General features: G+C 72.0%; 15 protein-coding genes, 2 pseudogenes and 1 riboswitch. Of the genes and pseudogenes, 5 read left to right on the top strand and 12 right to left on the bottom strand.

What is annotated here, in order from left to right:
• Positions 1-121: 121 nt before the first annotated feature.
• A pseudogene (locus tag SGFS_RS47210) lies at positions 122-286 on the top strand (hypothetical protein); the annotation flags it as partial.
• A 28-nt stretch (positions 287-314) separates the two neighbouring features.
• Here the strand turns inward: SGFS_RS47210 and SGFS_RS47205 are convergent.
• From SGFS_RS47205 to SGFS_RS47195, 3 genes are all read right to left on the bottom strand, one after another.
• Positions 315-1,073 carry a CbtA family protein gene (locus tag SGFS_RS47205; protein WP_286258822.1) on the bottom strand — a complete coding sequence of 253 codons (759 nt, stop codon included), beginning with the start codon at positions 1,071-1,073 and terminating at the stop codon, positions 315-317.
• A 19-nt stretch (positions 1,074-1,092) separates the two neighbouring features.
• Complete coding sequence (locus SGFS_RS47200; RefSeq protein WP_286258821.1) at positions 1,093-1,314, bottom strand: CbtB domain-containing protein; 222 nt, start codon at positions 1,312-1,314, stop codon at positions 1,093-1,095.
• Positions 1,315-1,622: 308 nt separating this feature from the next.
• On the bottom strand, positions 1,623-2,111 hold the full coding sequence (locus SGFS_RS47195) for a DUF4430 domain-containing protein (protein ID WP_286258820.1): 489 nt from the start codon (positions 2,109-2,111) through the stop codon (positions 1,623-1,625).
• Positions 2,112-2,209: 98 nt separating this feature from the next.
• A riboswitch (cobalamin riboswitch) is annotated at positions 2,210-2,324 on the bottom strand.
• A 773-nt stretch (positions 2,325-3,097) separates the two neighbouring features.
• Here SGFS_RS47195 and SGFS_RS47190 point away from each other — a divergent pair.
• A complete protein-coding gene (locus tag SGFS_RS47190; protein WP_286258818.1) occupies positions 3,098-4,588 on the top strand; it encodes an FAD-binding protein in 1,491 nt (496 codons plus the stop codon).
• A 56-nt stretch (positions 4,589-4,644) separates the two neighbouring features.
• On the opposite strand, the gene SGFS_RS47185 is transcribed toward SGFS_RS47190, so the two are convergent.
• Positions 4,645-8,037: a hypothetical protein gene (locus SGFS_RS47185; protein ID WP_286258817.1), complete on the bottom strand. Its 3,393-nt coding sequence runs from the start codon at positions 8,035-8,037 to the stop codon at positions 4,645-4,647.
• A 357-nt stretch (positions 8,038-8,394) separates the two neighbouring features.
• Between SGFS_RS47185 and SGFS_RS47180 the strand changes: the two genes are divergently transcribed.
• Positions 8,395-10,272 (top strand): ATP-binding cassette domain-containing protein, encoded by a 1,878-nt coding sequence (locus SGFS_RS47180; RefSeq protein ID WP_286258815.1) that lies wholly within the window; start codon positions 8,395-8,397, stop codon positions 10,270-10,272.
• Positions 10,273-10,488: 216 nt separating this feature from the next.
• Entirely contained in the window at positions 10,489-11,553 is a 1,065-nt protein-coding gene (locus SGFS_RS47175) for a bifunctional class I SAM-dependent methyltransferase/NUDIX hydrolase (RefSeq protein ID WP_286258814.1), read from the top strand.
• Positions 11,554-11,628: 75 nt separating this feature from the next.
• Here the strand turns inward: SGFS_RS47175 and SGFS_RS47170 are convergent, their stop codons facing one another.
• Together SGFS_RS47170 and SGFS_RS47165 are read right to left on the bottom strand one after the other, a co-directional pair.
• Positions 11,629-12,084, bottom strand: a complete 456-nt coding sequence (locus SGFS_RS47170) for a PaaI family thioesterase (RefSeq protein ID WP_286258813.1) — start codon at positions 12,082-12,084, stop codon at positions 11,629-11,631.
• Between the two features lie 147 nt (positions 12,085-12,231).
• A pseudogene (locus SGFS_RS47165) lies at positions 12,232-12,718 on the bottom strand (LysE family translocator).
• 385 nt (positions 12,719-13,103) lie between these two features.
• Between SGFS_RS47165 and SGFS_RS47160 the strand changes: the two are divergent.
• Positions 13,104-15,200: a trypsin-like serine peptidase gene (locus SGFS_RS47160; protein ID WP_286258811.1), complete on the top strand. Its 2,097-nt coding sequence runs from the start codon at positions 13,104-13,106 to the stop codon at positions 15,198-15,200.
• A 72-nt stretch (positions 15,201-15,272) separates the two neighbouring features.
• Here the strand turns inward: SGFS_RS47160 and SGFS_RS47155 are convergent, their stop codons facing one another.
• Genes SGFS_RS47155 through SGFS_RS47130 form a run of 6 tightly spaced genes read right to left on the bottom strand, consistent with a single transcriptional unit; the run spans position 15,273 to position 21,978 of the window.
• Positions 15,273-16,001, bottom strand: a complete 729-nt coding sequence (locus tag SGFS_RS47155; RefSeq protein ID WP_286258809.1) for an alpha/beta fold hydrolase — start codon at positions 15,999-16,001, stop codon at positions 15,273-15,275.
• Positions 16,002-16,034: 33 nt separating this feature from the next.
• Positions 16,035-16,460: a maleylpyruvate isomerase N-terminal domain-containing protein gene (locus tag SGFS_RS51930; protein ID WP_434028159.1), complete on the bottom strand. Its 426-nt coding sequence runs from the start codon at positions 16,458-16,460 to the stop codon at positions 16,035-16,037.
• A complete protein-coding gene (locus tag SGFS_RS47145; protein ID WP_350284059.1) occupies positions 16,457-16,630 on the bottom strand; it encodes a fumarylacetoacetate hydrolase family protein in 174 nt (57 codons plus the stop codon). Before SGFS_RS47145 ends, SGFS_RS51930 begins: the two co-directional genes overlap by 4 nt.
• The gene (locus tag SGFS_RS47140; protein WP_286258807.1) at positions 16,627-18,297 is read right to left on the bottom strand and encodes a (2,3-dihydroxybenzoyl)adenylate synthase; all 1,671 of its coding nucleotides are present in this window, start codon (positions 18,295-18,297) and stop codon (positions 16,627-16,629) included. Before SGFS_RS47140 ends, SGFS_RS47145 begins: the two co-directional genes overlap by 4 nt.
• A complete protein-coding gene (locus SGFS_RS47135; RefSeq protein WP_286258806.1) occupies positions 18,290-20,458 on the bottom strand; it encodes an acetate--CoA ligase family protein in 2,169 nt (722 codons plus the stop codon). The genes SGFS_RS47140 and SGFS_RS47135 overlap by 8 nt, the downstream gene beginning before the upstream one ends.
• Positions 20,455-21,978: an FAD-dependent monooxygenase gene (locus SGFS_RS47130; RefSeq protein WP_286258804.1), complete on the bottom strand. Its 1,524-nt coding sequence runs from the start codon at positions 21,976-21,978 to the stop codon at positions 20,455-20,457. Before SGFS_RS47130 ends, SGFS_RS47135 begins: the two co-directional genes overlap by 4 nt.
• Between the last annotated feature and the right edge of the window lie 82 nt (positions 21,979-22,060).

The following is a 22,060-nucleotide window of genomic DNA, read 5'->3' as shown; positions in this document are numbered from 1 at the left end:
CGACACCAACTACCACTATCTGGTCCCGGGTTTGGGCCGCAGACCGTCTTCCCGCCGATTCCACCAAGCAGGTCGCGGAGCTGAAGGAGGCCCTGGCGCTCGGGCTTGAGGCCCGGCCCGTCCTCGTCGGCGCCTGGTCGCCGGGGTGGTCGACGGCCGCAACATCTGGATCAACGACCTGTCGAAGTCCCTCGCCGCACTCGGCACCCTGTTGGGGCTCGCCGCCCGCGTCGACGTGGCCGCCGCCTGCTCCCTCCTCCATGTCCCCCTCGACAGGACGGCCGATGCCGTCCCAGGGTTTGTGCAGACAGGCCCTAGTGCGGGGCGACTGCCGCCGTGCCCGCCGACGCCGGGGCGGGCTTCGGGTGCAGCAGTCGTTCGGCCAGTTCACCGAAGACGAGACCGAAGCCTCCCCACAGCGTGATCTGCGTGGCCAGGGCGGAGAGGCGGAACCGCCACAGCAGGGTGGCCGGGAAGTCTCCGGGGACCTCGTTGACGGCGGGCAGGAACGCGTAAGCCAGGCCGACCGCCGCGGCGAAGCCGAGCACGGCGGCGACGGTGGCGTACCAGGTGCCCAGCTTCGGTGCGAGGCGCTTGCCGACGATCACCGCGGCGACCGCGAGAAGCACGCCGAGCACCATCATCAGGAAGTACAGGGTGGTGCGCCTGCCGATGGTGTCGGGGTCGCCGACGGCGGGCGGGTTGGCCGGGTACTTCAGGAACGGCACGACGTAGACGGCGAGCAGCGCGGCCCCCGACAGCAGCAGTGCCGTGGCCCGGGGGGTGAAGCGGCCGACGCGGCCGAGCGCGAAGCAGAAGGCGAGGGCGGCGATGCCGCCGAACGCCACCCCGTAGATCAGGACGCCGGTGGCGAGGCCGGCGGTGGACTGCAGGCCGCGGGAGACGAGTTCGACCTCGTGCTCGTGAGCGGAGGCGTGGGACTCCTCGAAGCCGATGGCGCTGTCGACGTTCGGCTCACCGAGGAAGTAGGCGACGATCAGGGCGAGCACGCCGGCGCCGAGGCCGGCGAGCATGCCCCGCACGAGCAGGTTGCGCACTGTCGCGGAGTTCATGGGTGTGCGGCGCCCCTCGTCAGTGGCAGGGGAAGCCGAGCAAGTGGCGGGCGTCGTGCACCCACTCGTGGACGTCCTCGCCGGAGACGACGGAGGTGGCGCCCTGCTCGGCGCCGACGAAGTACAGCAGGACCAGCATCAGGACGCCGAAGAAGACCGCCCAGGGCGCGATGTCCTTCAGCGGCAGCTTGGCGGGTACGGCGGGCGTGGTGACGCTCGGCGGTGCGACGTGCTGGGCCATGGCATGGCCTCCTTGCGGGAGTTCGCGTCCCATCTCGGTGGTGCACAGGACGACGGCCCCGGGTCTGACTCACGAGGCGTGCTGATGCGGTGCCTCGTTCACAGTGGCGCGACCGTGCCGGGTTTCCACCGGCTTCCGGGCTGACGTCGTCGATATCGGAGCGAGAGTACCCCTTGTCCGGAACATGGCCAATATTGCGCGTGTCCGCTCTCACCGAACGCTTACCCGCGAACGGAACCCGGTCGGCCGACCCGGACGGCCGGCCCGGACGGTCGGCCCGGACGGTCGGCCCGGACGGTCGGCCGGGCTCAGAACGCCGTCCAGGTGAACGCCACCTTGTCACCGGCGTTCAGCTTGAACTGGCAGCCGCCGACGGGCGTGGACGCGCCGTTGACGGAGATGTTCCAGTAGGCGGCGCTTCCGCCACTGACGTTCTTGATGCGTTCGACCAGGAAGTCGTCGAACGACGCGTACCAGGTGCCGTCCCAGGTGAAGTGCCGCTTGCGGGCGGCGTCGTCGAGGGCGGCCGTCGGTGTGGGGACGGCGGTGGGGTGGGCACCGCCGTTGGTGCCGTCGCACTTGTGCGTGCCGCCGCCGGCGGTGGTGACCTCGTGGCCACGGGTCCTGATCTTCCCCTTGAAGAGGAGCCCGTCCGGGCCCTGGACGGTGAGGCTGACCTTGACGGGGGTGTTCGTGTTCTCGGTGCCGTGGGCCTGGGCGACGGCCGGGGCGGAGGCGAGGGCGAGGCCGAGGGCGGTCGCGGCGATGACGGTGCGTCGTGCGGGAGTGCGGTGCAAGGCTTGAGCCTTCCTGGTGCGGGTGGCCCACCGCACGTGAGCCGAAGGGCGACCCGAGGAGGGTGCTCGGCTTCGCGCTGCGGACCGTGACAGTGGGAAGCGGTTCTCCGCACGTGCCGGGTTGCCCGACTCGCGGCCGGAAGGGCCGCTAACGGTTGCAGGTCAGCGCCGGACTTCCACCGGCTTCCCCCGGTCACGCGCGTGATTGCGGTGTGGTGCGGTGCGCTGTGACGTCCTTCCGCACCCATGGCAGCCGCTGGCGGCCGCCCCCTGGGCGCCGAAGTCCTGCAGATCCTAAGGGCGTTGAGAAACGGCCACCAGGGCACCGCCGCGTGGTCCGCAGAGATCCGGCCGAAAGGTCGCCCTTACGGAGATGCCTCGTGGAACGGTCGGAGACGTGCTCCCGTAACTCCTCCGGCGCCGGTCGCGGACGCAGGCTCCTCCTCGCCCGACACGCTGCACGGATCGGCACGCCAACGACCGTGACTCCCGTCTCTGTTGGTGATCCGCCTCTCGCGCACGGGTCTCTCCGGCACCATGATGAGCCCGGGGAGAATTTCAGGGGGGAAGATCGCTATGGGTGAGAACCACAGACCCGACCCGGACCAGGGTCAAGGTCAGCGCAGTTCATCAACTCACCACGCCGACAGCCGGTTCGGCCCGCCGCCGACACAACTGCCCGGTATCCACCGGGAGTAGCGCGCGGCGTGTCCGACGTGCGGCTGGCGATGCCTCGCCATGCCGCCGTATCGGCCACGGCCGACTCGTCGACATCCCCGGCAGGTCCGCTCGCCGGACCCCGGGACGCGCCGGTCGTCGAGGCGGCCCGGCCATGTTCCGTCGCGCCCGTTCGGGAGTCGGGCGCCGGAACACGGCTGTCGGTCGCGCACCACGCGATCACCTGAATTCGCCCCGAGGGCACGAGGGCCCTACGACCAACCGACGCGGCGTGCCGACGATCCGCCGCGTCACTCACGGAGGCTGATATGTCACTCGGAGAACGTGGTTCCGTCAACAGACGCCAGTTCCTGTCCCGGTTCGGGGCCGGGACCGTCGCGCTCGTGGCGGGCTTCGACCTGATCACCCGACAGTGGGTGGCCGAGGCCGCGGACAGTACGTCGTTCGCGTCGGTGCCGTCTCTCGACGGCACGCTCGTGTTCGACGCGGATTCCCTCGCGGCGAACGCTCACGACCAGGGCAACATCGTGTTCAGGACACCCTGCGCGGTGCTCCGGCCGGGGTCGGTCAAGGACATCCGGAAGATGATCGACTACTGCAACCGGCACGGCATCAAGGTCGCACCGGTCGGCGCGCACCACACGATGTTCGGTCAACCACTGGTGAGCGGTGGTCTGAGCATCGAGATGCGGTCGCTGAACACGATCCACTCGATCGGCACGGCGGGCGCCGACGTCGACGCCGGTGTGCTGTGGAAGGACGTGATCGAGGCCGCGTACGCGCAGGGTCTGACGCCGGCGTCGATCACCAGCTACATCAAGACGACCGTCGGCGGGACCCTCTCCATGGGCGGCATCGGGATGATGTCGGCCTATCGGGTCGGCGCACAGGTCGACCACGCCCGGAAACTCGAGGTGGTCACGGGCGACGGCAGGCTGAAGTCGTGCTCCAGCTCGCAGAACAGCGACCTGTTCGAGGCGGCGCTCGCCGGACTCGGCCAGTGCGGTGTGATCACGCGAGCGACCATCGACCTGGTGCCGGCCAAGCAGCTGGCCCGGACGTACCGGATCGGCTACCCGGACATCACGACCTTCTTCCAGGACATCCGCGTCCTGGCGAACCGGGGCGAGTTCAACTCGCTCGGCAGCATTCCCCAGCCGGGCACGGCACAGCCCCTGACACTGTGGGCCACCGTCTTCTACAACCCGGGCGACGTGCCCGACGCGACCCACCTGCTGCGCGGGCTCAGCCCGGCCGCGGGCGCCGCGGCCTTCGAGGACTACGACTACCTCGACTACATCTCCCTGGTCACCAACCTGTACGACTCCTTCGCGGCGAACCTGGACTGGAACGCGAAGGTCAAGCCCTGGTCGGACCTGTTCCTGCCGGACGCCGCCGTCGAGGAGTACGTCGAGTCGGTGTTTCCGTCGCTGACCGCCGAGGACCTGGGCCCGACCGGCTTCGGCCTGATCTTCCCGATGCTGCGTTCGAGCTACGGCCGGCCCCTGCTGCGGCTCCCGAGCGGGGCGAGCGGGCCCTTGGTCTGGCTGGTCAGCGTACTCACCGATTCGGCCGAGTCCGGCCCCGATCCCGACTTCGCGTCACGGATGATGGACCGCAACTACCGCTTCTACCAGGATGCGGCCGCCGTCGGCGGTGTGCGCTACCCGCATGGCGCGTGCGCGTTCACGGACGCCGACTGGCAGGCGCACTACGGCTCGATGTGGACACAGTTCGTCGCGTGGAAGGACTCCTTCGACCCGAACGGCATCCTCACCCCCGGCCCGGGCATCTTCTGACCTTCGGGACGACTCAGGACACGGGGGGGGACAGCAACCGCAAGGCCCCCGTGTCCTCACTCCGACACCGTCATCGTCTTGTACGCCCCATGGCGCACGTCGGCGTGCGGATGGGCGCGCAGCCGGCGCAGCAGCGACCGCCACTCCTCGGGCCAGTCGAGGACGGCGCCCGTCCGCGCCACCAGCTCGGCCGCCACCAGGCCCGCGGCGAGACCGCCGTCACGAATCAGCTCGTCGGCGGCGGTCAGCAGGGCCCCGGCGTGTTCCGGCCGTGTGCGCAGCGCCCATGTCAAGTTCAGCCGACCGGCGGTGCGCGCCGCGATGATCGCTCCGGCATCCTCGAGCACGTCCGCCAGGCCGCGCAGCCGTCCGGGGAGCGCGGCCGGGTCACCTGTGGGGTCGATCAACCGGACCAGCAGCTCCGCGCGTTCGGCCACGAGGAGCGGTTCCGCTGCCAACTGCGCGGCGACCGCTTCGAGCACCTCGGGTCGCCGCCACTCCTCGAAGGAGAGTGACACCAGGGTTCTCAGTCGCTGGAACGCCGGCAGGTCCCGGTCGGCCAGGGCCGCGCGGTCGCCCTCCGGCCCGTGCAGGGCGGCCAGCAGTTCGTCGAGCGCACCCCTGAACGCACTGCCCGGTGCCGCACCGCCCACGGGATGCGGCAGTTCGGATTCGGCCAGGTCGCGCAGTACCCACGCCGCGTACTGCCAGTGCTTGCGGCTGCCGAGGTCGCAGACGGTACGGGAGAGCCGGGCCGCCAGTTCGGGGCCGTAGCCGGACCACACGCCCACGGCTCGCAGGAGGGCGTAGGCCGTGTAACCGTCGACCGAGGCCAGAGACGTGTCGTACGCGACGCCCACGACGGCGGCGTATGCGCGGCGGTGCTCTTCGGCCAGCTCCCAGGGGGTGACGGACACGAGGGCCTCGAACACGGCCGGGGTGGCGTCGCGTGCGGCGTCCGCGAGGAGTTGCCGGGCCTGCGGCTCGCCGAGCAACGGGGGCAGTGCGCGGACGACGGCGGAGCGTACGTCCGGGTGGTGGTCGGGCGCGTGGAAGGCGCGCGCCAGCAGGGCCGACGCCTGACGCTGCGGCAGGAAGCGGGCCGCGAGCCGTACGGCCTCCTTGCGGGAGGTCACCTTCGCGGGCCGCTCACCGGTCAGCAACGCGCCGAGCGCGAGGGCGAGTTCGGAGGGGGCGCTGAAGCGCGCGGAGCGTGCCGCCGCGTACACCGCGACCCTGGCCCGGTCGCTGCCCGCCTGCTCCAGCAGTACGTGCAGGGTGTCCTGGGGCCGGTCGGTCCAGGGCAGCGCGCCGAGCGCCGCCTCGGCGACGACGACCTCCGTGTCGTCCGTGTGTTTCAGCACCAGGGCCCGCCCGAGTCCGGGGACCGGGGCCGCGGCCCGGATCAGGGCGGCCCGCTCGTCGAGCGGAAGCGATTCGTCCGCGGCCGCCTTCGCGGCCAGCCGGACCGCCGCCCGATGCTGGCGGGGCAGCCAACGGTCGCCGTCGCCCAGGTCCGGCAGCGGGCGCCGCGCGCCGCGTACCAGGAAGCGACCGTACATCGGGGCCTCGTCGAGCAGTGTGTCCAGCAGATCCGTGCGCCGCCGGGTCAGCACGCGCCGTACGGCGGGGAGGACGACCGCCGAGGGTTCGAGCGCGACGATCCGGGCGACCCGTTCGTCGCGGGTGGCCGGTGCGGCCAGCCACAGTTCGGCCGCCGCCTCGAACGTCGCGTCGTCTCCGCGCTCCAGGGCCGTGGCCAGCAGGTCCTGCAACTCGGGAAGGTGCCGGGCGCGCGGGCCCAGGGCGGTGGCCAGGCCGAGGAGCAGCCGGAAGTCGGCCCGCCCGGCCCCGGCGTCGAGCCAGGGGCGCAGGGCCTCGAACACCTGGCGTTCCTGGCCCCGGCGCAGGACGCGGTGCAGCGGGCCGAAGTCGGGTACGCCGACCCGGCTGGTGATCCGCTCCAGCGTGCGCAGGGCCCAGGGCAGCAGGGCGCTTTCGTCGTCCGTGGCGTGTTCCACGAGCACGCGTACGGCGAGGGTGCGCAGCGCCGCCAGGGTCTCGGCCGAGGTGTCCCGTGCCTCCAGGGCGTCGGCGGCGATCCCGTCCAGCAGTGGAGCGTCGTCGGAGCCGAGCAGCCGCGGGTGTACGTCGGCGAGGGCGCCGAGGGCCGCGGCGCGTACCGGGTCCCGCTCGTTGCGCAGACGTCTCGCCGTGGTCAGCAGCTCAGTGATCGCCTCGCGGCCGCCGTCCCGGGCGGCACAGGCCACGAGCAACGGCCAGGCGTTGGCCCGGTCGTCGGCGTCGGGCCGTCCGATCGCGGCGAGCAGGTCGGAACGTGCCTCGCCGAACGGGCCATGGGCCAGGGTGTCCAGATCGTCCCACCAGTCACTGGCTTCGCCGGTGAACTCGGCTGCCGCCCGCCGCACTTCCGCCCAGCGGCGCTCGCGGGGCAGCAGATCGAGCACGGCCAGCGCCGGGCTTCCCCAGGCGCTGCTGCTGATGACCGCGTCGACGAAGGCGGGGCGCCGGCCGGGGGCCATGGCCTTCACCAGCGAGTCGAAGCGGCCGCCGCGGCGCAGCCAGTGAGTGCCCAGCGTGGGCAGCGACGCGGGCGACGCCTGCACCAGCCTGCGCAGCACTCCCGGTGGCGGTACCGGCTCGTTGCGCTGTTCCCGCCGGTCGGGAGAGATGATCCAGCGGACCAGGCGCTCGGCGTCGGCGGTGACCAGTGGGCCGAGTCCGTTGATCAGCGCGGGCGGCAGGCTGTCGGGGCCGTGCCGCTCCAGCAGGGTCAGCACCCGGTCGGGGCGCAGCGGGGCGAGCGCCGCGACCGTGGTGGCGTGCACGCGCCACCAGTCGTCCCGCTGTCTGCTGCCGGCCCGGTCGGCCAGGGTGTTCTCGGCGTGGTCCAGCACCGGGTCGGGGTGGCGGCAGGCGAGCTTCGTCCAGCCGTCGACGGCGTGCGCGAGCGTGGGCAACTCCCGTGCCACGAAGGGGCTGGAGCAGGCCGGCAGCAGCCGCGCGGCCTCGGCGTCACCCCACTCCGCGCGCAGCCGCGCCACCAGCCGCTCCGCGAGCGCCGTACGGCCTCCCGAGGCGAGCAGTCGCGCCAGCCGCTGCCGCAGCACGGCCGGTGCGTCGTCGTACGCCGCCTCCACGGCCCGGTCCGGCACGGGCAGGACGCGTACGGCGCGCGCGGCGTACCCGGCGACGACCGGGTCCGGGTCGGCCAGCCGCTCCGCGAGGAACCCCGTGTGCCGTCCGGCGAGGGCCGCCAGCGCCGCGATCCGCCGCTCGTACGGTTCGCGCGCGTCCAGGTCGAGGAGGAGCGGGGTGAGTTCGCCGTTGTCCGCCAGTTCGTGGGCGGTCTTCGCGGTCAGGGCGAGGCGTGCGGGGAACGGCAGTGGTTCAAGGGCGGAGAGCAGTTGCTCCGCGGGGGTCGGCATGCGGCGATTGTGCCCGGCGTGATCCGTCCACGCGATGGATTATCAATCCCTCGAACCGGTGACGCTTCATCGCCCGGGCGCTCGAACGCAACATCACGGGCATGTCACCCAGTCCCCCCAACGCCCCCATCGATCGTTTCGGACTTTCTGGCGAGGACTCGCCCGCCGCGACCCGTTACCGCTCCTTGATCAGCCCGGTTATGGAGACGCACACCCCGCCGGCCGACCACAGGAGGAAGCCATACCTACCGTCCCCACTCTCACCCCCGCACCTCTCCTCCTCGAACAACCCGACCCGCTCCCCTCCCCCACTCGGACGCACGCGATGCGCCGTGTTGACGCGGCCCGGTGGGGAGCATGACCGGAACCGCGACGCCCCGTCGACTGCCGCCTCCGCCGCCCGCCGAACTGCGCTACGGCGGCCGTTACGCCAAGAACCCGCTGGCGGAGGCCACGTTCTGGGCGATGTGCCGGCGGCTTCCCTCGGTGCTGCGGCAGACCGCGCGGATGGCGTGGGCCGTCGACCGCCGAGCCGTACTGCTGCTGCTCGTCTGCCAGTTGGCCATCGGGGGCGCCGCCGCCCTCCAGCTGACCTCCACCGCCGAAGCGATGCGGTCGATCCTGGCCGGCGGGGAAGTCGCCGACCGCGTCCGTGAGGCGCTGCCCGCGCTTGTCGTGATCGCGCTCGCGGCGGCGGCCGGACGGGTCGCGAGCGCGCTGTCCTCCTACGCGGACGGCCGGATCACACCGCCGCTGACGACCGAGGCGGACAGCGGCCTCGTGGAGGCGGTGTGCCGGATGGAGGCCGCCGCCCGCGACGAGGACGGCTGCGCGGACCGGGAAGAGGCCGCGGAGATGGGCGTGGTCCGCAGCCATCTGATGGTGCAGGACGCCACCCGCCTCACGGCCGCCGGGATCCGTATGGCCACCGCGAGTGGAGTCCTGACGGTGCTGCACCCGCTGATGCTGCCACTGCTGCTGCTCGCCGTCGTCCCCGCCGGGGTGGGCGCCCTCCTGCACGCGAAGGTCACGTACGAGACCCACTACGCCAACGTGGCCGACCGCAACGTACGGCAGAAGATGCGGAGTTGGGCGACCTCGCGGAAGTTCGCCGACGAGATCCGCGCCAACGGCATGACCGGCTACCTGGTGTTCTGGTACCGGACGGTCTCCGAGCGGATCGACGAACGCACCCTCGCCGCCGCGCCCAGGATGCTGCGGATCACGCTGGTCAGCGCGGCGATCGGTGGTGTCTTCCTCCTGCTGACCTGGACCGCGCTGGCGGGGCTGGCGATCACCGGCCGGATCGAGGCGGCGATCGCCGCGACCGCGGTCGTCGCCGTGCAGACCACGCTGGCCGCCCTCAACCAGCTCGTCGTCTACGGCGCCGCCATGTTCCACAGCGCCCTCTACCTCGCCGACATGGACGGTTTCCTCGCCCACGCCGCCGCGCGGGCCCCCGACCGGGGGACGTCGGGCCTCACCGGCCCGCTGGAGGAGGTCGTGCTGGAGGAGGCGGTCTACCACTATCCGGGCAAGGAGTTCCCGGCCGTGGCCGGGGTGTCGCTGACCGTGCGCCGGGGTGAGATCCTCGCCGTCGTCGGTGAGAACGGCTCCGGGAAGTCGACCCTCACCCGGCTGCTCACCGCGATCTTCCTCACCGAGAAGGGCAGGGTCAACTGGAACGGCCAGGACGTCGCCGGCCTCGATCCGCACAAGCTGTGGGACATGTCCGGGCTGGTGCCGCAGAACTTCGCGCAGTGGCCGCTGTCGGTCAGGGACAACGTCACTCTCGGGCAGCCCCGGGAGGAGACGGACGACCTGGTGTGGCGGGCCCTCGAAGCCGTCGGTCTGCGTGACGCCATCGACGAGCTGCCGGACGGCCTGGACACCCTGTTGGCCCGCGAGCACTGGGGCGGGACGGAACTGTCCGGCGGGCAGTGGCAGCGCCTGGCCTGCGCACGCGCCCTGTACCGGGGGGCGGGCCTGCTGATCCTGGACGAACCGACCAGCCAACTGGACGCGCGGGGCGAGCACATCATCCTCGAACGCATCAAGGAGATCGGCGGCGGCTGCATCACGGTCGTCGTCACCCACCGCCTGGAGAACACGAAGGTCGCCGACCGGATCGTCGTGATGGAACAGGGCCGAATCTCCGAGCACGGAACGTACGACGAACTCGCTGCGGGCGGCGGCCTGTTCGCCGAACTCCTGGCCCTGTCGCACGACCGCTGACAACCTCGGCCGCCGTGCCCCGGGTTCGAAGCCGGGGCACGGCGGTCCGCGCCCCTCACCCCGCAGGACGCGCTGCCGGAACCGACGGTCGCGTACTGCGGGGCCGGGCTCGACGCCCACCGCGCCGGCCCCTCGTTCGCGGTGCACTACTTTTTTGATCTCCTTTCGGCCTGCCGGCCCTCCCGACACAACCGACCTGGCAAGGAGCCCCGAACAGTGCCCTACACCACGCCCGAGCAGTGGGACGCGTACTACCGCAGCGGCCAGACCTTCCGACGCCTCGGTGACACCGAGCGCCGGCTGCTCGCCGAGCACGCCCCGGCTCCCGAGAGCGGGCTCGCCCTCGACGTCGGCTGCGGCCTGGGGGAACTCGCCCGGCATCTCGCCGGGAGCGGCTACCGGGTGGACGCCGTCGACTACGCGCCCGCCGCCGTCGACCTCGCCCAGAGGGCCGGCGACGGCGACGAGGACATCACCTACCGGGTGTTCGACATCGAGCAGGACAGTCTGGACGACCTGCCCCACCCCACCTACGACCTGATCACCTTCCGGCTCGGCTGGGCCTTCGTCAGGGATCGCACACGCGTGATGAACCGACTGCGGGAGCGGCTGCGCCCCGGCGCCGCTCTGTGCGTGATCACCCCCGTGGCCCCCGCTCCGCCGGAGAAGCCGGGGATCATCCTCGACGACGAGGAGATCGGCCTGCTGTGCGCGGGCTGGGCGGTCGCCGAGCGCCATGACGCGGACGGGCTCGCGTTCGTCGTCCTGCGCGGCCCGGTCCCCGCCTCGGTCGAGTGCGGCGGCAAGGGACGCCGCCCCTCGCCGCACGCCCTGACCGGAGCCGGGGTCGTGGTCACCGACCTCGCGGGGCGCATCCTGCTGGGCTGGTCGGCGCGGCGCGCGGTCTGGGAGCTGCCGGGCGGGAAGAACGACGCCGACGAGGACTTCGTCGACGCGGCCGTGCGGGAGCTTCAGGAGGAGACCGGGCTGAAGGCCGACCCCGCGGACGCGCGGCTGCTGGCCCTGCTGATGGACTCCGTCCACGGCATCCCGCGTATGACGGCCGCCGTCCGCGTCACCGGCCACACCGGCGAACCGAGCGTCACCGAACCGGAGTTGGTACGCCGCTGGGAGTGGCACGAGATCACCGACCTGCCGACCCTCGCCCAGCCGCTGTTCACACCGAGCGCCCACGTCATCAACACCGTCTGGCCCGGCCTGCTGCCCGGCCTGCCTCCCGTACACCGGTATCCGGTCGCGTCCGCACCGATGCGCGGTTAGGTCCTGTCGTTTGGATCACGCCTGGGCCGTGGGGCGTGCCACGCGCGGCGGCCCGGCCGTCGAACAGGATCGCTCTCAACTCCCAGGCCCGTTCAGCCGGATCAGGGTCTGCTGCCCGTTGGCGACGAGTTTCCTGCGGCCGTCCTGGACTCCGAACACCTCCAACTGGCACACCGTCAGGGTGCGTCCGGCCTTCAGGACGATTCCGACGGCCTCGATGTGGTCGCCGACGGCGGGCGCGAGGAGGTTGATCTTGTATTCGACGGTGAGTACGTCGGTGCCGTCGGGGAACAGCGTGAAGGCCGCGTAGCCGCCGGCGCTGTCCGCTATGGCGCTGGTGGCGCCCGCGTGGAAGTAGCCGTGCTGCTGGGTCACTTCGGGGCGGCTCGGCAGCACGATGTGCACGCGGCCGGGTGCGATGTGGGACAGCCGTGCCCCCAGATGACTCATCAGCCCCTGCCGCTCGAAACTGGCCCGGACGCGGGCCCGCACCTCGGGGCTCGCCTGTTCCTGCGGCGTCCGGTCTTCCACGTGCGCTCCTTCTCCGGACCTCATGGCCGGTGCTATGACCGGCTCCTTGGCCGGTTCCATGGCCGGTTCCATGGCCGGTTCCATGGCCGGTTCCATGGCCGGTTCCATGGCCGGTTCCATGGCCGGTGAACGGGATGGGGCGGTTCGTCAGCCGGCCAGGCGTTCCACGAGCGGGAATCCGCCGATGACGATCATCATGGCACCGGAGACGCGAGTGACCGCCCGGGCCGCCGAGGGCCGGGTCCGCAGTACGGTGCGGGCGAGCACGCCGACGGTGAGGTAGACCGCCGTGCAGGCCGCCATGTGGAGCGCGCCGAACAGTCCCGTCTGCGCGGCCACGGGCCAGCCGCCCGCGGGGTCGATGAACTGCGGGAACAGCGAGAAGTACAGCAGCAGCGCCTTGGGGTTCAGACCGCTGATCCCGGCGCCCTTGAGCATGATCCGCCCACGCGAGGAGGCCATGGGCTCCGCGGACGCGCCCAGAATCGCGGGCCGCGACAGCACGCCCCGGCCCAGCCACATCAGACAGGCGGCCCCGCAGCCCCGCCGCGACGGCGTAGGCCCAGTCCGCGCCCGGGGTGAACACCAGCAGCAGATCCACTGCCAGGAAGGCCGCCACTGTCGCCATGTCCATCGATCGATCCCTCTCATGTCGCTTCGCGAGGGAAGGTCAGGTCGGATATGCCCGAAAGTGTTTGCGTTTTTACCGCGAGAGGCCGTATCCAGGGGGAGAAATTTCTCCATTGGCGGCCCAGCTCTGAAGATTCTTGCGGGTCCGCGCCCGTCCCTGTCTGAGCCGTCGGGGTGGGGTCAGCTGGTCGGTTCGAAGGTCGGTCGAGGGCCTGCTGGAGGGCGGGCAGGCTCGCGGCGACGGTGGTCACCGGCAGATGGCGGTGACCACTGGACGGCGCCAGGACCGAGCCGTCGCAACCCGAATGCACCTCTCTCGTTGCGCCGCGCCTCCCGCTGCCTGCCTTCTGGAAGCAGGGGGCTCGACGGAACAGGACGGTGGGATCACCATGACGGTGACAGGCAGCGCCCGCTCGCAGCAGCTCTCGGAGCAGCGGGAGCAGGCCGATGCGGCGGCCGAGCGGTATCGCAGGACGACCGCCGAACGAGAGCGCGTGGAGCAGGAGCAGTCCGAGGGCGTACGGTTCCCCGACTCGCCGGAGGCGATCGCCGCCCGGGCGACCCGGCTGCTCGACCGGCAGGGCGTGCCCGCCGCGGCGGCCGTGGAGAGCATCCGCGAGGACCGCCTGGACCAGCCCGCCGCCTACGAACGCATCCTCGGCGTCTCCAAGGACCTCCAGGCCTGGAGCTTCCTGCCCCGGGGCACCCGAGCGGCCCGCACCGTGGGGCGGATCTCGACCCGGGAGAACGGCCGTGAGCTGCCGCTCGGCACCGGCTTCCTGGTCTCCCCCCGGCTGCTGATGACCAACCACCATGTGCTGCCCGACGCGGCGACCGCCGAGCAGTGCTTCGTCGAGTTCGACGCCCAGATGAGCGTCGACAACACCCCGGAGGCACCGACCCGGCTCGAACTCGACCCCGGCGCGCTCTTCCTCGCGGACAAGCGGCTCGACTTCGCCCTGGTGGCGGTCCGTCCCACCGCCGACGGCCGGGCGCCGGGCGACGTGTTCGGGTGGAACCGGCTCAGCGCGCAGTTCGGCAAGCTGGTCGTCGGCGAGCCCGTGAACGTCATCGGCCACCCCATGGGCCGCCTCAAGGAGATCGCCGTCCGCGACAACGCCCTCCAGGTCCGGCTGGACGACTTCCTGCACTACAAGACCGACACCGAGCCGGGAAACTCGGGCTCGCCCGTCTACAACGACCAGTGGGAAGTGGTGGCGCTGCACCACATGGGCGTGCCCGAGAAGGACGCGCAGGGCCGTACGCTGCGCAAGGACGGCAAGGTGTGGCGGCCCGGCGACGGGGACGACGCCATCAACTGGGTGTCGAACGAGGGCGTGCGCATCAGCTCCATCCTCAGGCACCTCGCCTCCCTGCCGCCCCACCCCGCCGTCCAGCCGCTGCTGAGCGAGATGGGCCCGGACGCCGGTCTCCAGACGACCACGGCGACGGCGACGGGGACGGCGACGGGGACGGCGACGGCGCCGCCGTCGAACGCCGCGATGCGACCGTCCGGTCCCGGCCTCTCCCGCCCCGGTCCCGAGTCCGCTCTCCCCCGCATGGGCCTCAACGCCAGGCCGACGGCCTTCGGCGGCACCCGCCACCTCGTCTTCCTGCACGGCAGGAACCAGCAGGAGAAGTCCGGGAGACTCCAAGAACTCCGCCGTGACTGGACCGCCGGGCTCAACCACGGGCTCACCCGCGCCGAGAGCACCCCGATCGACCCGGCCGACGTGTGGTTCCCGTACTACGGCGACGAACTCATCCGGGCCCTGAAGGAGCACGAGTCCGTGGCCCGCTCCTACAACTCGTACGAGGAGGCGGCCGGGCATGTGGCGGAAGCCCTCGCGCCCGCCGGTCCGGCCAGGAACACCTACGAGGAACTCATCGCCTCCGCCGCCGCGAAGGCCGGGATGCCGCGAGAGGACGGCCTGGCCACCGAGGGTGCCTTCGGCGGGGCGCTGGTCGGAGCACTGCAACGGCAGCTGAGCTGGCTGGCCGCCAAGACCGACGTGGACGAGTGGGTCATCGCCACGACCCTGCGCGACGTCGCCGCGTACCTCTCGAATCCGGGTGTGCGGGAGGCGGTCCTGGACACCGTGCTGAACACCATGCCGACCTCCGGCGAGCTGGTGCTGGTGACGCACAGCCTCGGCACCGTCGTCGGCATGGATCTCATCAGCCGCCTCACGCCCGACCTGGACATCACCCTGCTCGTCACCGCCGGCAGCCCGCTCGGGCTGGACACCGTCTACCAGCGGCTTCTCGTGGCCGGACCCAAGCGTCCCGAACGGGTCGCGCACTGGCTGAACGCCTGGTGCCCCACCGACGGCGTCGCCATCGGCTGCCCGCTCGGCGACGACTGGCAGGGCGAACTGACCGAGGTGGCCGTCGACAACGCCCGCGACCGGGCGCACAACATCGACGAGTACCTCGCCCATCCGGAGGTCGCCGCCGCGATCGGGCGCGGTGTCGGCATGGGGTGACGCGCTGCGCGGCACGAGCGGAAGGGCACCCGCCCGGAAACAGTCGGGTGCCCTCCTTTCGCCTACTTGCGCCTACACCGCGCAGGCCCGTACGAACGCGTCGGCCAGTTCGGCGGGGCGGGTGAAGAGGGCCTCGTGGCTGCCGGGGGTCTCGATCATCAGCGGGTTCTTCAGTCGCTGGGGGAAGCGCTCGGCCCAGTGCCACTCGCCCGGGAGGGAGAGGTCCTCCTCGGACAGGACGTACGCGGTGGGGATGTCCAGCGCGTAGAACGCGCTCGTGTCCGGCTTCTCCGTGAACGTGCCGAGCGGCTGAGGCACGAGAAGGGAGTGGACGATCCGCTGTGTCTCCTCGTCGGCGTCCTGCATGAACGCCTGCTGGAACACCTCGAACGGGAACGTCACCCCGTTGTTGCCGGAAGCGGCCGCCACGGCGTGGAACATCTCGCCGTAGTGCGGCGGGCACGCGTCGATCAGCGACTCGCCGTCGTTCGGCACGAACGCGCTCCAGAAGACCAGTCTGCGCAGCCGGGAGGCCAGCCGGGGCGCCGCGCCCACCAGCACGTAGCCGCCCCAGCTGTGGCCGAGCAGCGTGATGTCCGTCAGACCGACGCGTTCGACGTACTCCACGAGGCTGTTCACACAGTCCGTCAGGGTCACGTCGCGCGGGTCGTCGTCCTCGCCCAGTCCGGCGAGCGTGGGGGTGTGCACCTCGTGTCCGGCGGCCCGCAGCTCGTTCGCGACGGGACGCCAGGCCCATCCTCCGTGGCAGGCACCGGTCACCAGGACGAAGGTCTCGCTCATGCCGATCTCCTTTGATCGTCGACAACCATTCGGTCATATCCAGCGAGGGAGCTTCGGCAGCTCGCCGCGCAGTTCTTCGGTGCCGCCCCGGCCGGTGAGCCAGACGGCGAGGGCGTACGGAGGTCCGGAGACCTGGGCGCCGCTCGGGGAGGGCGTGCCGAGTACGACGGTGCCGTGGCCGACCGCCACCAACTCGGCACCGGCACCGGCGTCGATCCGTGGTGTCATCCAGTCCGACGCGCGCTGGTCGGGCGTGGTGTACATGGGTGTACGGACACCGGTCCGGGCCCAGGTCAGCAGGTTGACCAGGGCGTCCGCGTTGCGGGCGAGGTGGGTGAGGAGATGGCCGCGGGTCCAGCCGGGGAGGGCGGACGGTTCGGCGACGGCGTGCGGCGGCAGCGCGTCGACCGCCTCCTGCAACCGGGCCTGCCCGTCCCCCACCCACTCCAGGACCCTCACGGCTTGTCCTCGACGCCGGTGTTCACGCACTCCCCGATGCCCTCGACCACCGTCCGCACGACCTGGCCGGGCTTCAGGAACACCTTCGGGTCGCGGGCCGCGCCCACCCCGCCCGGCGTTCCGGTGAGGACGAGCAGCACGTCGGCGAACTTGCCGAAGAGCATGGTCATCGGCGGGTTCCTTCGGCGTCGAGGCGGCGCGCGATGTCGGCGCGCAGGGCCTTCTTGTCGATCTTTCCGACCTTGGTGGCGGCGAGCTCCGGGACGGCCACCAGCCGGTCGGGAAACTTGAAGCGGGCGATGCCCGCGCGCTCCATGACGTGGTGGATGTCGTCGAGGGTGACCGTGTGCCCGGGTGCCGTGACGACGTACAGGCAGACGCGCTCGCCGAGTTGCTCGTCGGGCATCGCGACGGCGGCGGCGCGGGCCACGCCCGGCGCCTGGTACGCGAAGTTCTCGATCTCCTCGGCGGAGATGTTCTCCCCGCCACGGATGATCATGTCCTTGTCGCGGCCCTCGACGACGAGGTTGCCGTCGGGCCGCAGCCGCACGATGTCACCGGTGCGGTACCAGCCGTCCTCGGTGAACGCGCGGGCGTTCTGCTCCTCGGCCCGGTAGTAGCCGCGCGGGGTGTACGGGCCCCGGGTGAGCAGCACGCCCGGGGTCCCGTCCGGCACCGGGTCGCCCAGCTCGTCCACGACGAGAAGCTCGTCGTCCGCGCACATGGGGCGCCCCTGTGTCGTACAGATGACGTCCTCGGGGTCGTCCGGGCGGGTGTAGTTGAGCAGCCCTTCCGCCATGCCGAACACCTGCTGGAGTGTGCAGCCCAGTTCGGGGCGTACGCGGCGGGCGACATGGTCGGCGAGGCGGGAGCCGCCGACCTGGAGGAGGCGCAGGGAGCCGAGGTCGCTCCCGGGGTGTTCCCGGTGGTGGTCCAGCCAGCGCTGGGCGATGGCCGGCACCAGGGCGGTCGCGGTGACGCCCTCGCGCTCGACGAGCGGGAACGCCTTCTCCGGGTTGGGGGAACCGAGCACCACCCGGCCGCCGTTCAGCAGGGTGCCCAGCAGGCCCGGGCAGGCGAGGGGGAAGTTGTGGCCGAGGGGCAGGGCGGCGAAGTAGACCGTGTCGGGGCCGAGTTCACAGACCTCGGCGCTGCGGACGGCGTTGTAGAGGTAGTCGTCGTGCGTCCGGGCGATGAGCTTGGGCAGTCCGGTCGTGCCGCCGGAGAGAAGGAAGACGGCGATCGAACGACTGTCGGGCCGGTACGCGTCCACGGCGGCCCGGTTGTCCCGCGCGGTGTCCGGAGCGGCGCACAACTCCCGCAGATTCACGGCGCCGTCGCCCACCTTGTCACCAAGGACCATGACATGACGGAGAGTTGACGAGCCGTCGGCGATCTCGAACGCCATCGCCTGATGATCGTGGTCCTTGAGGGTGTCCGGTACCGCTATGGCCGTCGCCTCGCTGTACTCCACGAGATGGGCGATCTCGTGTCTGCGATGGCCGGGCAGTGCCATCACCGGGATGACCCCGAGCCGCAGACACGCGTACGTGAGGATCACGAACTCGGCGGTGTTGGGCAGCTGCACCACGAGCCGGTCGTCCGGGCGCAGTCCGAGGGCGGCCAGGCGCAGGGCGGCGGTGTCGGCACGCTCGGCGAGTCGGCGGTACGTCAGCCGCAGGTCGCCGTCGACGACCGCGATCGCGTCGGGGTTCGCGTCGGCGACGGCGTGGAGCCGGTCGCCCAGGGCTACACCCTCCCAGTACCCCTTCGCGGTGTAGCGCTCGGCGTACTCCGCGGGCCAGGGCACGGCGCCTTCGCTGCTCGGCCTAGGCATGGTCGTTCTCCTCGGTCATGGGCACGATCACGGCGTCCAGTGCGGTCAGGCCGTCGGCGGTGAGCCGGAGCGGGTTTATCTCGATCTCGGCGGTGTGCGGGTTCGCGGCCAGGGCGGCGGCGAGCGCGGCGACGACGCGTCCGAACTCGGCGCGGTCGAGCACCGGTCCGCCGCGCCAGCCGTCGAGGAGGGCGCGGGCCGCCAGGTCGTCGGGCATCCCGGCGGCCTCGGCCACGGACAGCGGGGCGAGTCGGATCGCCACGTCGGCGAGCGCCTCGGCGGCCGTACCGCCCAGCCCCGCCAGCACGACCGGCCCGAACACGGGGTCCCGCCGTACGCCGAGGACGAGGTCGACACCGGCGGGGGCCATCGCCTCGACCAGGTAGCGGCGTCCGGTGCCTACGGCGTCCAGTGCCGCGTCGAGTTCCTCGGGCGTCCGCACGCCCAGATGGACCCCGCCGATCTCCGTCTTGTGCAGGATCGCGGCGTCGAGCACCTTCACGGCGACGGGTCCGCCCAACTGCCGGAGGGCGGCATGCGCGTCGGCGCGGGAATCGCAGGCGACGCGGGGTGGGGTGCGGATGCCGAGTTCGGTGAGGTACGCCTTGGCCGCGTCCTCGTCGAGAGGGCCGGGCGGCACGGGCACGGCAGGGGCCGAGGACTCCGGCGGGTGTCCGTCGGAGGCGGACACAGCTCCGCCGGTCGCGGAAGCCCACCCCGGGAAAGGCCCGTCCTCCGCTTCCCCCAAGGCCCGCTGCCGGGCATCCGTCACCAGGGCCCGTACGGCGTTGGCGGCGGAAGCCGGGCCGGTGAGCGCCGGGATCCCCGCCTTGTGCAGCCGGGCACGTTGGTCGGTGACGTCCTCGGGGAGGCCGCCGACGACCACCACCGCCGGGGAGTCGGCGCCGAGGCCGGCGTCCTGGGCGGCGGAGGCGAGGTCGACGCTGTCGGGCTCGGTCAGGGCGTAGACGGCGAGCAGGTCCACCTGCGGATCGGCGGCCGTGGTGCCGAGTACGCGGGCGAAGGTCTCGGCGGGCCGGCCGGTGTCGACCGGGTTGCTCTGGTAGGTGAGCGGGGGCAACAGCCCGGCGAGGGTCCCTCGCGTCGCGCCCGTCAGCTCCGGCATCCGGATGCCGTCCGTTCCCGCCCGGTCGGCGAGCAGGAGCCCCGGCCCGGCCTGGGCGGTGACGATGCCGAGCCCTGGGTCCGGCTGGGGGCGCAGCCGGACCCGGGAGAGCGCGGTGAGGGCGTCCACCAACTCCCGTTCGTCGTCGACGACCACCGCACCGGCCTGGCTCAGCGCGGCCCGTGTCGTACGCCAGGAGGTGGCGAGCGCGCCGGTGTGCGAGCGGGCGAAGTCCCCGACGTCGCTTCGGCCCACGACCAGTGCCACGACCGGCTTCGCCTCGGCCACCCTCCGCACGGCCGCCACCAGCCGCCGCCCGTCCGGAACCGTCTCCAGATGCAGGGCGACCGCTGTCGTACGGCCGTCGTGCGCGAGGTGTTCCAGGACGTCCGCGGCGCTGACGTCGAGGCCCGCGCCGATGCCGACGCCGATGCTGATGCCGTTGCCGGCGGCGACGAGGTCGAAGGAGAGGGCGTGGTTGACGCCGCCGCTGGCCGCGACGACGGCGATGTCGCCGGCCGGGAGCTGCCCGGCCGCGGGCACGAAGCTGGCCGTCAGGCCGAGGTGGGGCGCGAAGAAACCGGAGGTGTTGGGGCCGAGCAGCCGTACCCCGGTCTCCCGGGCGACCCGGCACAGCGCGTCCGCGTGTTCCTCGCCCTCGGGGCCCGCCTCGCCGAAGCCGCCGGCGCAGACCAGCGCGGCCCGGCACCCGGCGGCGGCCGCCTCGGCGAGGGCGTCGGCGCAGCCCGGCGCGGGCACGCACAGGACGGCCAGGTCGAGCCGCCCGTCGGTGTGCGCGGCGGCATCGGCGACGGTGGCGTACACGCCCTGCTCGGGGTCGGGGCGGCGCGCGTTGACGAGGGCGCGGGCGCCGGGGAAGGCCGCCAGTGAACGGGCCATGGCGGCACCGAGCTTCCCGGCCTGCCGCGAGGCGCCGATCACCACGACGCCCTCGGGCGCGAGAAGCGGAGTCAGATCCGGAGTCGGGTCCGTAGTCGGATTCGGAGTCGGGTCCGTAGTCAGGTCCCTGGTCATGCGCGCTCTCCTGCCACCAGGTCGGCGCGGCCGGACAGCAGCAGTGTCTCGGCGCGGTCGTCGTCCATCGCGTCCTCCACGATCAGTGCGGGCACGCCGTACACCAGCCGGGCCTGTTCGGCGAGGAGCGACCGGGTGAGCGGGGTGCCGTGCTGGACGGCGACCAGGTCCGGCGGCGTGTCCCCCCGCAGGGCTTCGGCCAACTGCTCGTACGACTCGGGTAGTTGCGTCTCGCCGTCCGGCGCGGTGAGCCACAGGCACCGGGATTGCTCGGCGCGCAGCGCCGCGAGGTCGGTCGTGGTGAGGCGCCGTCCGGCGAACTCCCGGAACGGTGTGTCCAGGGGGTCGCGCCCCTCATGGGCGAGCCGCCAGTCCCGTACGACCGTGTCGCCGAAGTCCGGATCGCGGCGGGCGATCCGCTCCTTGCCGATGCTGCGGGAGATGAAGTGGAAGGCGAACTGGGTGGGCCGGAACGCGTCGTGGTAGCGCCCGAACTGCTCCCACCAGGACAGACTCGGCCGGGCGGCGCCCTGGATCTTCTCCACCGAGGGGCGCCGGGCCGCCTCGTACGCCTCCAGGGCGCTCGGCAGGTCGTCGGGGTGGGCGAGAAGGCTCGCGGAGAGGGCGACGGCGTCCTCCATGGCCATCTTCGTGCCGGAGCCGACGGAGAAGTGCGCGGTGTGGGCGGCGTCGCCGAGGAGGACGACGTTGCCGCTGTGCCAGCGGCGGGCGCGGCGCGTTCGGAAGTTGCCCCAGCGGGAGTTGTTGACGAGGAGTTCGTGGCCGTCGATCTGCTCGGCGAAGAGCTTCTCCAGGTAGTGCCGGGTCTTCTCGTCGCTGGGGCCCGGCGGCTGCGCGGTGTCGAACTCGTCGAGGCCCGCCCGCCGCCAGGACTCCTCGTCGGTCTCCACGATGAACGTGCTGACGTCGTCGCTGATCGGGTAGCCGTGCACGGCGAAGGTGCCGTGCGGGCCGTGCTCGTGGACGAAGGTCAGTCCGTCGAAGAGGTAGTTGGTGCCGAACCAGATGAACTTGGCGGTCGCGACCTCCACCTCCGGTACGAGCACGTCGGCGAGGTGGTCACGGAGGCGGGAGTTCGCTCCGTCGGCGGCCACGATCAGGTCGTAGTCGGCGAGCCCGGACGGGTCGGCGGGGATCTCGTGGCTGAAGCGGAGGTCGACGCCGACCTCGACGGCCCGCTCGTGCAGCAGTTGGAGGAGGGTCCGGCGGGTGATGGCGGCCATGCCGTTGCCGCCGCACCTGATCCGCTGCCCCTTCAGCCGTACCTCGATGTCGTCCCAGTGCCGGCCGTGGTCCGCGAGCGCGGTGCGCAGCACGGGGTCCGCGTCATGGATGGCGGCCAGGGTCGCGTCGGAGAACACCACGCCGAAGCCGAAGGTGTCCTCCGGGCGGTTCCGCTCGAAGACCGTCACCTCGACCGACGGATCGGCCTGCTTGAGGAGCGTCGCGAAGAACAGCCCGCCGGGGCCGCCTCCCACGCACGCGATCCGAGAAACCATGGTTCCGCCTCCACTTCGAGTACAGCCCCAGACTCAGGCCCGCGAGCATCCTGTGTCAACAGATACACGGCCGTCAATAATT

Source organism: Streptomyces graminofaciens (genome assembly GCF_030294945.1).
Classification (GTDB): Bacteria; Actinomycetota; Actinomycetes; order Streptomycetales; family Streptomycetaceae; genus Streptomyces; species Streptomyces graminofaciens.
The sequence above is the reverse complement of the archived record's forward strand: the minus strand, read 5'-3'. Positions and strand labels throughout refer to the sequence as shown.

Coding starts and splice junctions, on each gene's coding strand:
- SGFS_RS47205 (WP_286258822.1), bottom strand. CDS start 1,073: ATGAACTCCGCGACAGTGCGCAACCTGCTCGTGCGGGGCATGCTCGCC.
- SGFS_RS47200 (WP_286258821.1), bottom strand. CDS start 1,314: ATGGCCCAGCACGTCGCACCGCCGAGCGTCACCACGCCCGCCGTACCC.
- SGFS_RS47190 (WP_286258818.1), top strand. CDS start 3,098: ATGTCACTCGGAGAACGTGGTTCCGTCAACAGACGCCAGTTCCTGTCC.
- SGFS_RS47185 (WP_286258817.1), bottom strand. CDS start 8,037: ATGCCGACCCCCGCGGAGCAACTGCTCTCCGCCCTTGAACCACTGCCG.
- SGFS_RS47180 (WP_286258815.1), top strand. CDS start 8,395: ATGACCGGAACCGCGACGCCCCGTCGACTGCCGCCTCCGCCGCCCGCC.
- SGFS_RS47160 (WP_286258811.1), top strand. CDS start 13,104: ATGACGGTGACAGGCAGCGCCCGCTCGCAGCAGCTCTCGGAGCAGCGG.
- SGFS_RS47155 (WP_286258809.1), bottom strand. CDS start 16,001: ATGAGCGAGACCTTCGTCCTGGTGACCGGTGCCTGCCACGGAGGATGG.
- SGFS_RS47145 (WP_350284059.1), bottom strand. CDS start 16,630: ATGACCATGCTCTTCGGCAAGTTCGCCGACGTGCTGCTCGTCCTCACC.
- SGFS_RS47140 (WP_286258807.1), bottom strand. CDS start 18,297: ATGCCTAGGCCGAGCAGCGAAGGCGCCGTGCCCTGGCCCGCGGAGTAC.
- SGFS_RS47135 (WP_286258806.1), bottom strand. CDS start 20,458: ATGACCAGGGACCTGACTACGGACCCGACTCCGAATCCGACTACGGAC.
- SGFS_RS47130 (WP_286258804.1), bottom strand. CDS start 21,978: ATGGTTTCTCGGATCGCGTGCGTGGGAGGCGGCCCCGGCGGGCTGTTC.